Below are 14,318 nucleotides of genomic sequence, written 5' to 3'. Positions count from 1 at the left end.
TGCGGGGAGCCGACTTTTTTCGCGATCATACCGATTCGGAGCACAAAAAAAGAAAGGGCTTTTGCCCTTCCATATCTTCGTTCATATTGTCGAATTAGACGGATTCGGATGATGAGTCAATCGATACGCAGTCGGAGATAAACCTGTGGATGATTTGAATAATTTGGATAGATAGGAGATGTCGGGAATGCCAACTTTAGCGCCGATTTCCGCCAGCATGAGGTCCGTGGAGGTCAATAGCCACTTCGCTTCTTCTATCCTTTTTCTGTTAACGTATTGAATCGGAGATGTGCCGAAACGCCTTTTGAACACGCGGATAAAATAGTTGGGATGCAGATGGGCGCGTTCCGCCAACTCGTCGATCGTCAAGTTTCGATGATAGTTTAGTTGGATATGCTCGATGACACCTTGAAGGGGTTCGGACACTGCAGCGAGTTCGACGCCTGCCACGTCGGAAGCTGCATGCTCAACATAATATGCAATCAACTTCAGCATGGCCGCTTTAATCAGCAGGGGAGCGGATAGGGACGTACGGGATTCGCAGGAAAGCAGCTCTCGGAACAGCTGCTTCGGTTCGCCGTCCATCCCCGGTTCGAGAAATACGGGTATTTTTAGCAGATTGAACAGGTTGTTTTCCCCGACCTTGGCCGTAAAATGGCACCAATATTTCGTAAAGCGCGGGCCGTCCGTATAGGAGTAAGATTGCTTCACTCCTTGCGGCATCAGGTACCACTGCCCCGGTTTAGGCGTATACTCCGTATCGCCGATTTTCAACCAGCCTTCGCCATCGCAAATCAAATAAAATTTGTTATAGTCCGGCGTGTAATCGAGATCCCGCCAGTCGGACCAAACCTGGTTATGTCCCATTGCGGTTACGTGAACCTGAAGGTTATCGAGATAAAGCCGGATCAGTTGTTGTTGGGCATTGTCCATGGGTAATCACCGATTATGGAAAGATAGATAATTTTATACAACAAGAAGTTAGGATTCTATATTCATGAGTATACCACAATACTGCTAGGATAAGGCTGTAACAAAAAAATAGGAGGCCTGATCCGCATGGTTAAGGCGCACATCGCCAAGGGTCCTTTCGAACCCACATTTGAATCGCTCAGGAAATTCGAGTGCCCGGAATGGTTCCGGGATGCTAAGCTCGGCATATGGTCGCACTGGGGCGCACAATCGGTGCCAATGTACGGGGACTGGTACGCCAGGAACATGTATTACGAAGGTTCCGAGCAATACCGGTACCATATCCGCCATTACGGACATCCGTCAACATTCGGCTACAAAGATATCGTACAGCTGTGGAAAGCGGAGAAATTCGATCCGGAATCGCTGATGGACTTGTACGTAGCTGCCGGTGCCAAATATTTCGTCGCACAGGCGATGCACCACGACAACTTTTTCAACTACGACTCGAAAATCCACCGCTTTAATTCGGTCAACATGGGACCGAAGAAAGATATCGTTGCGCTGTGGAAAGCCGCCGCTTCCCGCCGGGGACTGCCTTTCGGGCTGACCGAGCATCTGGGAGCGACGTTCAGCTGGTTTCATTTCAATAAAGGACAGGATAAGGAGGGCCCTTATGCGGGCATCCCTTATGACGGAAACGATCCCGAGTACGAGGATTTGTATTTGCCGAACCGCGAGCATTATCAACCGGACAACCTGCAAATGGAACCGACGCCATGGTATACAATCAATCCTTGGTGGCATCAGCGCTGGTTCGACATCATCAAGGAAGTCATCGATCTGTACCAGCCGGATCTGCTGTACTCCGATGGCGGACTGCCGTTCGCTAGCGCCTGGGATCAAAGGGACGCCTCCTTGGATGACCCGTCGTTCGCAGCCGGACTGAATGCGGTCGCGCATCTGTACAATACGAGCGCTGCGGCCTATGGCGGCGTGAATCGCGCAGTCTATAACCAGAAGGACCGCAGGCAGGACGTTTACCGCATCGGCATCCTCGACATTGAACGCAGCCAGTCGCCGGACATCAGGCCTGACCCGTGGCAGACCGATACGTGTGTCGGGGATTGGTTCTATAATGTGAAAACGGTCTATAAGAAACCAGGGCATGTCATTGAAATTCTGGTCGACATCATCGCCAAGAACGGCAATCTGCTCCTCAATATTCCGCAGAAGCCGGACGGTACGATTGATGACGAGTGCACGTATATCCTGCAGGAGATGGCCAAATGGATCCGGATATGCGGGGAAGGCGTGTACGGCACCCGGCCGTTCCGCGTATCGGGCGAAGGACATTCCCGCGTGGTCATTGATCATTTCAAGGAGGACAGGGTGGAATGGAACTCCGGCGACTTCCGTTTCACCCAAAAGGGAAATACGCTTTACGCATTCCAGATGCGGTGGCCGGAAGATCATCGTGCCGTCATTCGTGCGTTGACGCCGGCAGACAAAGTGGCATCCGTTCGGCTGCTTGGCGTGGGCGAAGTACCGTTCGAACAGCCGTACGGAGCGCTCATCGTTTCGCTGCCGGACCGGCAGCCGACGCCGTACGTCAACTGCCTGGCGATCGAACTCAAGCCGTAAGTATTCGACAATCGGTAAGAGGCTGCCCATTAATCGGGTAGCCAACTCCGGGTAGAAAGACCACTCACTTCATATCACCTGTGATTTTGCTTCTTCAAACTTAGATGACAAAAGAGGGCAACCCTCACTCCGAGAAAAATAAACCGCTCTTCGGAGCGGTTTATTTTTCTCGGCTTTCATTCATGACCTATGCAATTCAAGTTAGATTCTGGTAAAAACTCAGGAAAAGCAATAAATAGCCGAGTTCTTCAAAGGTAGATTGGATCCCCCTTTGATCCATCGGCGTGACGTTTACTGCTCCGTCTTACTTAATTCCAAAAGCCGGCTAACAGTCACGAGCTCGCAGCTCTGCTCCAGCAGCTCAGGCACAAACGTGATTAAGCCCCGATGAGGCTCCAAAACGCTGGCTTCGGCATCAGCGTACTAACGGCGGCGCCGATTCTGAATAATCCTTTGAAAGCCCCGTGCAAGGCCGGTATTTCCTTGTTCATAGTTTGGCAAGCCTCCTTTAGATGTCCCGTTCTTACAGGCCGTCTCCCTCATTATGATAAGGTTCTCCCCCCCCATTCTTTAGGATTTACCCGTCTGCCTGTACACGATCGGCTTCTCGGAAACCCGCTTCTCGAACTCTCTCAGAAAATGATGATAATGCACGTATCCGACCTCCTCCGCGATGGAACGGATCGTAGCGTCTGATTCCGTAAGCATTTTCTTGGACTCTTCAATACGCAGGTCATGTATATATTCAGTGATGCCCACGCCGTTTTTCTTCATGAATGCCTGACCCAGGTACACAGGATTCATATAAAACCGTTCCCCGATCTCCTTGATCGTAAGCGGCTTCTTGTAATTCTCCTGAATGTAACGTTCAATCCCATGAAGGGGGTGTCCAGAGTTGAATTCCTTCTGCTTCCTCAACCGGTTCATATATTCGTCCAGATAACCCCGCATGGAGTGTTCCAAGCCCGTCAGCGATTTCGGCCCATTTTGGAGCAGATCGAGGAACCTCGGCCACATGTCAGCTGTCGACGCCCCCAGCTCCCGCAGCACCTCCGTGCTCTTCAAAACCACATCCATGCTAAGCATCCGCACCACTTCCGGCGCAGTCTTATGCTGTTGGAATGAGGCGAATAAACGCTTCATGATGTCTGCCGCCTCCTGCTCCTGAAGCCGCTCCGCTGCGGCAAACAGCTCCTCCGCTGTCGCCATGGCCTGAAGATCGTAGCTGACCTCGAAACGGGCTGCGGATTCATAAACGACGAGACCTTCATCATCATGGAAAAAGTGGTGGACAGACACCTCCTTCGCCCCCGAATAGGATACCGTCAAATCTAGAAGTGAAGGCACGGACGGCCCGACCGAAACGCAGATTTCCATTCCTTGCTGCCGTAGCCCGTCAGAGACCTTTCGGGCCAAAGCAATGACATCCAGGGCATCGTCTGCCACCAAACCGGCCTGGCCGGGCATAAGGTCGATAAACATCACTCGGGGCGGGCTGGAGTATGCCGCGCAGCATTCCAGATTCTCTCCCTTCAACCCCTCGATCAGAATGTATCTCCATGCTTTGGCTTGTCGGTCCAGCTCTCCGATTTGTCCGGATACGCTCTCATCCGGCTCCTGCATCTCTCCTCGGAGAATGGGGGCAAGCACCGCCGGCAGGAGTCTGTACGACTCCAGCTCCTGCCTGCTATGCTCCTGTGCACGAACCGCAAGCTCCTGCATGATATCTTTCAAGATCATTTCCCATTCTTTATCCATGACCGGCTTGAGCAAATAATGGCGCACTCCGTACCGCAATGCGGATCTGGCATATTCGAAGTCGCCGTACCCGCTCATGATGATGAAGATCGGGTAGTAGTTTTCCGACAGCCCCCGAATCCGGTCGATCAGTTCCAAGCCGTCGATCACCGGCATCCGGATATCCGTAATGATCAGATCGGGCTTACAGTCCTCTGCAACCGCCAAAGCTTCTTCCCCGTTGGCGCACATGCCGCATATCTCGAACCCCAGCTCCTCCCATTCGGCCATTAGCCGGATGCCTTCCAATGCGATCGGCTCGTCATCGGCAAACAGCACTTTATACATTCTCTTCCAGCTCCTCCTGAGGCAGAATCAGATTCAGAGGAACACGGATCGTAACGGTTGTCTGTTCATTTTCCTTACTGTCTATTGTAAACAAGGATCTGTCGTTGTAATAAAGATTCAGCCGTTTGTATACGTTCCGCAGTCCAATGTTTTTCTCTGTTGTTTCCTCTATATATAAATTTTGGAATATCCCATTCAGCTTGGCGGTGTCCATACCGATTCCGTTATCCTTGACCTTCATGACCAGATGGCGCTCATCCAACCCGGCCGAGATGCAGATTCTCCGGTCCCCTTTCACCGATTGAAGCCCGTGCTTGCAGGAGTTCTCCACCAAGAATTGGATACTCATCTTGGGAATCCGGCAGGAGAGGACCCCCGGATCGATGTCCATTTCATATTCAAAACGGTCTTGAAACCGAAACTTTTCAATCTGCAGATACATCTCGATAAAGGTGATTTCCTCTTCAATCGTCACTAGGTCATCCTTCCAGCTAAGCAGCCTTCTTAATATTTGGGACAGGTTGCGGATAGTTTCCGTCACATGCTCATACCGGTGCTTCTTGCATACGACCAGAATGGCGTTGAGCGTGTTGAACAGGAAGTGCGGATCCACTTGGCTTTGCAGCATATTAAGCTCCGCCCGCACCCGTTCCAGCTCCAAGTCCTTCTTCTGGAGTTCTAGCTTGTAGACGTCGTTGATCAGATTCCGGATTTTTTCCGTCATAAGATTGAAGCTTCGAAGAAGACCTCCAATCTCGTCCCGGCCTTCGTACATGTTGATGGGTTCGAAGCGCTCGTTTTTAACCATCTGCATATGTTTGGAGAGCCGTCTGACCCGCAGGTTGTAGGAATGCAGAATAATAAAGACGAGTACCGTCGGAATCACCGTGCTGATCAAGGCCAACGCGATGCCGAACTTCAATACCGCATTCTGTTCCTTGAGCACTCGGGATCTTTCCGGAATCCCTATCAATTCCCAGCCGCTCAAATAGCTGGCCGTTCCCAATGGACTGATGAAGTTACCTGCCGCATTGCCGCCCGACGAATCAAGATGGTCTGCCGAGATGGGAGACAGAAGGTTATCCTCGGCAATGTAGGAACGGTTCGAATCGAGAACGATCCGTTTATCTGCATCCAACAGCTTGAACTGCAAGTAGCTCCGCTCCTTGTTGAATAGCTCCTGCAACTTGTCGAGCTGCAGGTCAATCCGCATATACTTGGTGTAATTCATTAGATCCGGGAAATTATTCAATTTGCGGATGACGCTGACATACACCATCTTCTGTTGCGGATTCATCGGGTTGATATCCAGATACGAGGTAACGATCACCTTATCCTTCGTAGCGGTCAGCTTCCGGTACCACTCACTTTGTTTATCGCTGTCCTTCAGGATAAAATAGCTCCCTCCGCTATCAATCGTCGGGTTCGAGGTGTACACGCCCAGCCGGGAGATGTACGGGTACTGGTTCGTATATTGGCGGAGCCTATCGCGCAGGTAGCTGTCATATTTTTCGTAATATGCCGACAAGTCGGCATAGGAGGTTTCCAATGGTTCGTTGAAGGCCCGGTCAGCCGCTACAGTGTTGCTTATCGAGATGCATTCGTTCACCATCTGCACCAGCTCGTAGCCTGCCCGGTCCAAAGATATTTGCAGATTCTCCCGCTCACGGGCTTCCGTGTTCCGGCTGTTCTGAATGTAAAACAGCGAATTGATACACATGATGGGAAGCAGGACGCACAAAAGATAGATGAACAGAAACTTGTATCTTAACGGAATGTCGTTGACGATATGGCTGAAAGGCTTCCATTTCCGCTTCATAGTCGGTCTCCTGTCGGGTATGTCTTAGCCTTTCTTGTATGAGGAAGGTATCATACCGGTCAAGGCTTTGAATTTCGCAACAAACTGGTCCGAATCCGAATACCCCACCCTCAAGGCGATATCGGCTATTTTGAATTCAGCCCGGCGAAGCAGCTTTTTTGCCTCTTCGATGCGGACCGTGTGCAGGTATTCGTTGAACGCCATACCAAACTGCTTCTTGAACCGCTGGCCCAGGTAAGCCGGATTCATATGAAGTTGCTCGGCTACATATTGGAGCTGCAGCTTCTCGTGATAATGCTGCTTGATGAATCCCGCAGCTGTGGATACGACACCATCGACGCGCGGGCCCTTCTCACTTGCCACCCATTCGGCCGCATCCAGGAAATCCTTCAGTACCCGGATTTCCATTCCTCCCGGGTCCAGCCGCAGCGGGGCCGCGAACCATCTCCGGGTCCAACTCTCCGAATCGGCTCCCTGTTGGATCAGCGCTTGAAGAATGTCCAGCTTGATCGCCGACAGGCTTGCCTCCACCCAAGCTTCCAATGCTTTCCGCGCCGTTAAGCTTGAAAAAAGATCACGAGCGTGAGCCCGCACGGCATCCGGGTTGCCGCAAACAATGGCCTGAAGCAACGAATCCTTGATTTCCTCCGGGATCCGGAAACTCTCCTCCTGCGTTCTATCCTGATAATAATAAACGCCCGTCAGATCGGAGGAAAATTTGCACAGCTCCGCTACAAGCGTCTCCCTGTACGCCTTATTCAGGGATGCGGCCCCCCGGACCTCACTGCTGACAGAAAAGGAATACTGCTCCCCGCATGTATGACGGATGTACCGGATGAACCGGTTCACCAGCGAGGGCAGCAGGGCCGGTCCCTTCCGGTCCGCCGCCAGAACAAAGCCGAACCGGTCTTTGCCCAGTTTAAATGGATGCACGGCAATCTCTTCAATGGCCGCCAATTCCGCCGCTTCAAGCAGATGCTGGAACAGGTTGAGCCGTTTCTGCTCTCCGGCTTCATCTTCGATGCCGATCAGTTGGATGCACCGGATTCTCGATTCGTCATGAAGCCTAAGGAGGCTCCTGGCTTGTTCTAACCACTCCTGCCTGCCATCTCCTAAGAGAAGCTGCGAAACCGTTTCCGACCGGATGCGTTCCATAGCGGATCGGCGCAATTGATATCGAGCATCCTCCATCCGGATGTTCTCCGCTGCTTCAAGCACAGCGTTTTCCAGCTCCGTCTCGTTCAAGGGCTTCGTTAAATAATTGGAAACGCCGAATTTCATTGCCTTCTTGGCGTACTCGAAATCCGCATAGCCGCTTAATACGATGAATCTTGTACGGGGGAAGCTAGCGTAAGCCCTTTCTATCAGTTCCAGACCGTCAATGACAGGCATCCGGATATCGGTAATCACCAGGTGGGGGCGGCACTCTTCCATGAGCTGCAGGGCATCCTCCCCGTCCAGGGCTTCTCCGCACACTTCGAATCCCAGTTTGTTCCAGTCCATCAGAAAACGCAGCCCCTCTAACATGATCGGCTCATCATCGGCAAATAGCACTTTTAGCATACGATTTCACCTGATTTCCTTTATTCCTAATAGATATTATAAGATGCAGCCCGCGCTCCCAGCAATGGAAAAACCGTCTCAGCCGGATGCTGAAACGGTCATCTCCGGAAACTTGCAGTCCCTTATTCTTTTACGCTGCCCAGATTCAAACCTGCCACAAAGTAGCGCTGCAGGAACGGATAAACGAACAGGATCGGCACAGCAGTTACAATCGTGATGGCCGCCCGAATCGAAGCAGGGGTAACCATAGCCTTAGACTGACCCGTATCAACCCCGTTTAAGAGAGCCGGGTCGGTATTAGAGTTCATGGTAGAGCCCAAGAGCTTCATCATTTCATATTGCAGCGTACTCAGCTTGATATCGGAAGAAGCGTACAAGAAGGTATCAAACCAGGAGTTCCATGCGCCGACCGCGATGAACAACGCAATGGTTGCGAGGGCGGGCATGCAGAGCGGGAAGATGATCCGCAGGAAAATTGTGAAATCGCCTGCTCCGTCGATCTTGGCGGATTCGACCAAACTGCCTGGGAGAGACTTGATATAGGTCCGGATCACAATCAGATTGAACGCGCTGACCATCGCCGGAAGAATGTACACCCAGAAGCTGTTCAGCAAGCCAAGTTGCTTGATCAGGAAATAATTCGGGATCAGGCCAGCGTTGAAATACATGGTCAACACGAAGAACACGCCGATGATTTTACGAAACAAATAGTGAGGTTGAGCCAAGGTATAGGCCAGCATCGTAGTGAGAAACACGCCTAGCACTGTCAGTGTTACGGTTCTGGCAACCGAGATCCAGGCAGCATGATAGATCGTTCCCGAGATAAATATGGCCCGGTAATTTTGCATGCTCCAAATCCTTGGCCATAAGTAGAGGCCTCCCCGCAGCGTATCATTGCCTTCGTTAAAAGATACCGTCAGCGTGTGAAGAAAAGGGTACAGGGTGACGATGACCAGGAAGAGCATGAAGAACCCGTTCAGCGTGTTGAATAAGATCGGTTCCAAACGATTTTTCTGGATAGTAGTCATTTTCATATTCAACCCCTTATAACAGCCGCTCTTCGCCTAGGCGCTTCGCGATATGATTTGCACTCAGAACCAGGGCAATGCTGACGACCGTCTTGAAGATGCCCGCCGCTGTCGCCAGTGAATAGTTGCCAAGGGTGATCCCGTATTTCAGCACGAAAATATCAATCGTTTGCGACCAGTCTACAACCAAGCCGTTCCCCAACAGATACTGCACTTCAAATCCTGCATCCAGAATGTGGCCGACATTCATGATCAAGAGGATAATGAACGTCGCTTTAATGCCCGGCAAGGTAACATAGCGCATCTTCTGGTATCGGTTGGCTCCATCCATGGAAGCGGCTTCATATAGCGATGGATCGATGGAGGTAATCGCGGCCAGGTAGATGATGGTGTTCCAACCGACTTCCTTCCACACGTTCGCGGCGCCGACTATACCCCAGAAATATTTGCCGATGCTGAGCCACATAATGGGCTCCTTGATGAGATGAAGCTTCATTAATATGACGTTGACGATGCCGTCCTCCACGGACAGTGAGGTAGCCACAATTCCAGCCGCAATGACCCAGGACAGGAAGTGAGGCAAGTACGAAATGGTCTGAACCGTGCGTTTGAAAAATTTCACTCTGATTTCATTAAGAAGCAGCGCCAGCACGATCGCCGTCACAAAACCCAGTACCAAATTGATCAGGCTCATGCCTAATGTATTGCGGAGTACCTGAAGGAAGACGTCGTCACCCAGCAGAAATTTGAACTGATCAAAGCCCACCCATTTCTGCTTGAGAAACGGCAGAGCCGGGCGATAATTTTGGAAAGCCGTTAACCAGCCCCAAATCGGGACGTAATTGAAAATAACCAGGTAGATCAGAATCGGTACCGACATGAAGATCAACTGCTTCTGACTTTTTATCGTTTTCCAGCTGAATTCCACGCCGATTTCCGGATCGATCCATTTCTTTTTCTTAACAACTGCTGCTTTCCCTTCTTGTTTCAGTATGGTTTCGGCCATTGTCCGTCCCTCCCGAACCGGAATTTGTCGTTTGTAGCGGCATTGGAAAACGGAGAAGACCTGAGACTCCTCCGCTCCACGGCAAGTGAACTATGAATTATTTGCTGCTCCAGTTCTTGATCCGCCACTGAATCTGATCGTTGATGCGATCTTCGTAGGCTTTAACATTAGCTTTGGCAATTTGGTCCGTGTATTCTTTCCAGACATTATCGAAGTCAGCCGGTTTAGCCAAAATCGCCTTCGGCAAATATTTCACTTGCAAATCGTTCAGCTTGGTTTGGGCCACTTTCGCCGGGGAACCGTCAATCAGGTCGATAGTCCAGGCTGGATAGTAGACCGGATTTTCTGGAGGCGACTTGAGGAACTCCGCCCATGTCTTGTGATTGTAAGCTTTCATCACTTCCTTATCCTCAGGCTTCAGACTGTCGTAAAATTCCTGCGGCTGCGTACGCGGATCGGTCGCGTTACCGTCGCTGTATGAACCCTGCATCTTCGGCAGGTTCTGTAAAAAGGCCTCCGCCCTGTTAGCCAGCTTCCAGGTGTTGTCGTCCTGCTGGGTCCGCTGTTCAGGCGTACGATAAAATTTACCATCCTTGACAAGATAGTCCTTGCCTTCTTCCCCCCATTGCAGCGTCTTCTGCCATTCTTCGGACATCAGGGTATCCAGGAACTTGATGATGGCAACCGGATCCTTGGCCTTGACGGAAATGCCATAACCGCGGTTGATGTTCAGAGCAGGACGATCCCGATAGTGCTCCGTCGCACCAGGATAGACTAGCGGGAAAGGTACGTAGGTGTTGCCGAACTTACCTTGGGAGATCAGGGAATTTTCACCGTCCAGGAAATTCCATTGCTGATCGAACATGCCGATAACGCGGCCGCTGGCGATCTTGGCCAGATATTGGTCATAGTTCTGTACAAGAGCCTCTTTATCCATCAGTCCCTTATCGTTGATTTCGTTCAGCTTCTTGTAATAGTTCTTGGCGATATCCTTGTCAGCGAAGATAGAAGCCTTGGCGTTCTCCACGATAACGCCGCCGTCGTTCGCATATCCCGCCAAGTGCTCCGGCGGGTTCTGCAGCGGGAACACTCTCCAGTCGAAGTTCAGCGTCTCGAAGCCGATCCTGTCCGGATGCTGCTGCTTGGCCTTCTCTATAATAGCGAAGTAATCGTCCAAGGTCTTGGGAGTCGGGTAGCCCTGCTCCTTCAGAATATCCTTCTGCAGCCAGAAGCCAGGACCCCTGTAATCCGTCTCGTTGAACGTGCCGGAGAACACGCCGAAAGCCGGTAATGCATAGAGATGGCCGCTTGCCGGATCCTTGATTTGGTTCCAGACATTCGCGTAATGCTTCTTCAGGTTCGGCGCATACTTCTCAATCAAGTCCTCCAGAGGTATGAATGCGCCTGCGGCGATCAGCTTGTCATCGCCTGTCATGACGTCCGGATAATCGCCGCCGGCAATCATGACGCCCATCTTCTGGAGAAGGTCGCCGACCAGAAATTCCATCTTCAGGCTGACGCCGGTTTTATCCTTGATCATCTTGTAGATTCGGTTGTCCGCAGTAGGCTGCTGGTAGGAACCTCCGATGAACATGGAAATCGTCATGGGCTTGATCGCTTCCGCTCCTTGGGAAGCCGCAGGGCTTCCTGAAGCATCGCTTGGTGCCGCGCTGGATGTGGCCGAACCGCCGCTCGAGCCGCTGCAGCCTGCCAGTAAGACACCGAGTGTCAATACAGGGATGATCACTCGAAAAGCGGATCGTTTAGTTTGCAATGCCATTTTTTCTTTTCCTCCCTTTTTGTATCCTGCTGTTAGCGCTTACTTGGTGATATCTCTAATTATACCCATCAAGAATGCGCTTCCAATTCACAAAATAAAGGTCTTACCCCTATAAATTAATGGTGAGCAATTTGCTTGTGATTGTCCGCTTCTGCGTATTCGTCCTTTCTGCCCGGAAAGACAACCGGATAAAATTATATGCACCGTTGTTCCATACATTAAAATCATGAACACCATTTTTTAGAAGGACCTGGTAATAATCACCGAGAAACTCTCCCGCGGTGTCCGTGAGCCCTTCAACCGATTTGGAATAGTTGTCTACTGCAACTCCATCCATGTCGCCGCAGGTCATATAAAGCAAATGAAGCCTGTGGCTGCATGAAGCGATACTGGCGCCCAGAACCTTGCCGTCGCTCGACGTGGGAGCATTTGAAAAGGCACCGATATAAGCGAATAGATCCTCCATACCTGGCGCGAGCACAGTCGTATCAAGCCCATTTTTCCAACTGCTCTTTGTTCCGGTATATGCTACCGCATCGCATCTGTAACCGCCGAGGACCATATTCAAGGATTGCATACCACCCATCGAAAGGCCTGCAATTGCCCTGTGCATGCGATTATATTCGATTCTCTCTGGAGACGCGTTTTTTATAACGGCGAATGTATGGAATTCAGATTCAATAAAGGGGATCAGATCATATCTCAGCTCATAATCGAAATAATAGAACCCAAGCATATTGGTTCCTAAGGAATTGAACGTACAGTCCGTCCAGTCGAACGCGCTTCTGCCGTTGGGAAAAACGACGATAAGCGGATGGATATCGCCGTTAGCGATGAGATTATCAAAGATATTGCATATGATATAATTCCCGTCAGCTTTGCCGTTGCTACGTAACCATTCGTAATGATCTCCGCCTACTCCGTGGAGCAGATACAATACTTTGTATTTGGTATCCGTATCCTGTTCATTATAACCTGCAGGCAAATAGATGTTGCATTTTTTAATGATTTCGCTTCCCTTAACGGTTTCTCTTCCCGCTTCTCTGGCGTCGATGTTCTGATCTGTAACAAGCTGCCGCGACTGGTTAATATAGTTCCTGACCGTGTATGAAACCTCATGAACGGTACCTTGAAGTTCCTTTTTAACTGCCCGTTTATATCCGGCAGGCACAGCCGTCACATCCATGTTTTTCATGGTTCATCCAAACCCTTTCGTTTCAATCAATAAGGATCGATCGTCCGAATCGTTCCATCTTCGTTATAGTGTAACTCCGTGTATTTGACGCAACGCTTGTGGTTAACGCCTTCGGACAAAGAACTGTCATGGTAAAATAAGTACCATTTGTCTTCGAACTGGACAATGGAGTGATGAGTTGTCCAGCCGATAACCGGAGTTAAGATCGTGCCCTTGAAGGTATACGGTCCCAACGGATTCCGGCTGACGGCGTATACTAATTTATGGGTGGTGCCCGTGGAGTAGGACAAGTAGTACCAGCCGTTATATTTGTGTACCCATGGTCCTTCAAAATAGCGCCTATCCTCGTCTCCAGCGAGAATCGGGCCGCCGTTTTCGTCAACGATCGAAATTTCTAGTGGAGCGGTTTGAAATGAAAGCATGTCCTCGCTCAGCAGAGCGACCCGAGGACCAATCGCAGGCTCCTCCGCCGCCGGCCCCACCGCTTCCGGCTCGAAAGTACCGGTCTGCCATTTTTCCAATTGACCGCCCCAAAGACCGCCGAAATATATGTATGCCCTATTGTCGTCATCAACAAGCACGGCTGGGTCGATACTAAAGCTTCCCTCGATATAAGACGGTTGAGGAAGAAAAGGACCGGCCGGTGACTTGCTGGTCGCTGCACCGATTCGAAAAACTCCATTAAGATCCCGGGCAGGAAAGTACAAGTAATAGGTGCCGGCCTTAAAAGCAGCATCAGGAGCCCAGAGTTGTTTGGAAGCCCAGGGAATATCTTTCAAATGAAGGACTTGGCCATGATCGATAACGGGGGACTCGAAGCCATCCATGGATAGAACATGATAGTCTTCCATTGCATATTGATCCCCATTGTCATTATCAGCGCCGTCATGATCGAGATCGTGTGACGGGTAGATGAAAATTTTCCCCTCAAATACGTGCGCCGAAGGATCGGCAGTGAAGATATGGGTGACAAGCGGGTGATGAGGTTTCGGTAGATTGTACATACTTGCTCTCCTCTATTTTATTTATTATGGTTATTCATTTACTTTTCATTGCGGCTAATGCAATCGGCATGGATACCTATAACTTCTTTTTCGTAAGCCTCCCCCCCCCATTTTGCTTCTCCTTATGGATTTGATTTTATCTTGCTCCTTTATTATGAGACTTTGTATGCGATTACAAAATAAACAGATTAAAGATCTATCCCCCCTTTAATAAAGATACGGGATAACGTTTTTAGAACACTTGCATAAAATAGCACCTTAATTTGGCATGCGTTTGCATTT

General features: G+C 50.4%; 10 protein-coding genes. 1 reads left to right on the top strand and 9 read right to left on the bottom strand.

The window, feature by feature from the left end; translation table 11 throughout:
- Positions 1-81: 81 nt before the first annotated feature.
- Positions 82-933: an AraC family transcriptional regulator gene (locus tag AC0LWT_RS14985; protein ID WP_474682064.1), complete on the bottom strand. Its 852-nt coding sequence runs from the start codon at positions 931-933 to the stop codon at positions 82-84.
- A gap of 126 nt (positions 934-1,059) precedes the next feature.
- On the opposite strand from AC0LWT_RS14985, the gene AC0LWT_RS14980 reads away from it, so the two are divergent.
- Complete coding sequence (locus AC0LWT_RS14980; protein ID WP_474682063.1) at positions 1,060-2,556, top strand: alpha-L-fucosidase; 1,497 nt, start codon at positions 1,060-1,062, stop codon at positions 2,554-2,556.
- 570 nt (positions 2,557-3,126) lie between these two features.
- Here AC0LWT_RS14980 and AC0LWT_RS14975 read toward each other — a convergent pair.
- The 8 genes from AC0LWT_RS14975 to AC0LWT_RS14940 all read right to left on the bottom strand — a co-directional run bounded on the left by AC0LWT_RS14975 (position 3,127) and on the right by AC0LWT_RS14940 (position 14,036).
- Positions 3,127-4,641 carry a response regulator transcription factor gene (locus AC0LWT_RS14975; RefSeq protein ID WP_474682062.1) on the bottom strand — a complete coding sequence of 505 codons (1,515 nt, stop codon included), beginning with the start codon at positions 4,639-4,641 and terminating at the stop codon, positions 3,127-3,129.
- Positions 4,634-6,460 (bottom strand): sensor histidine kinase, encoded by a 1,827-nt coding sequence (locus AC0LWT_RS14970; protein ID WP_474682061.1) that lies wholly within the window; start codon positions 6,458-6,460, stop codon positions 4,634-4,636. Before AC0LWT_RS14970 ends, AC0LWT_RS14975 begins: the two co-directional genes overlap by 8 nt.
- 24 nt (positions 6,461-6,484) lie before the next feature.
- On the bottom strand, positions 6,485-8,023 hold the full coding sequence (locus tag AC0LWT_RS14965; RefSeq protein ID WP_474682060.1) for a response regulator transcription factor: 1,539 nt from the start codon (positions 8,021-8,023) through the stop codon (positions 6,485-6,487).
- Between the two features lie 122 nt (positions 8,024-8,145).
- Positions 8,146-9,057: a carbohydrate ABC transporter permease gene (locus AC0LWT_RS14960; RefSeq protein ID WP_474682059.1), complete on the bottom strand. Its 912-nt coding sequence runs from the start codon at positions 9,055-9,057 to the stop codon at positions 8,146-8,148.
- Positions 9,058-9,067: 10 nt separating this feature from the next.
- Positions 9,068-10,057 (bottom strand): ABC transporter permease, encoded by a 990-nt coding sequence (locus tag AC0LWT_RS14955; RefSeq protein ID WP_474682058.1) that lies wholly within the window; start codon positions 10,055-10,057, stop codon positions 9,068-9,070.
- Between the two features lie 97 nt (positions 10,058-10,154).
- Positions 10,155-11,837: a type 2 periplasmic-binding domain-containing protein gene (locus AC0LWT_RS14950; protein WP_474682057.1), complete on the bottom strand. Its 1,683-nt coding sequence runs from the start codon at positions 11,835-11,837 to the stop codon at positions 10,155-10,157.
- A 109-nt stretch (positions 11,838-11,946) separates the two neighbouring features.
- On the bottom strand, positions 11,947-13,032 hold the full coding sequence (locus tag AC0LWT_RS14945) for an alpha/beta hydrolase (protein ID WP_474682056.1): 1,086 nt from the start codon (positions 13,030-13,032) through the stop codon (positions 11,947-11,949).
- 26 nt (positions 13,033-13,058) lie between these two features.
- On the bottom strand, positions 13,059-14,036 hold the full coding sequence (locus tag AC0LWT_RS14940; RefSeq protein WP_474682055.1) for a glycoside hydrolase family 43 protein: 978 nt from the start codon (positions 14,034-14,036) through the stop codon (positions 13,059-13,061).
- Positions 14,037-14,318: the final 282 nt, after the last annotated feature.

Source organism: Paenibacillus sp. sgz302164, from assembly GCF_056120505.1.
Note: the sequence above shows the minus strand (reverse complement) of the source record. Positions and strands in the feature narration are given on the sequence as shown.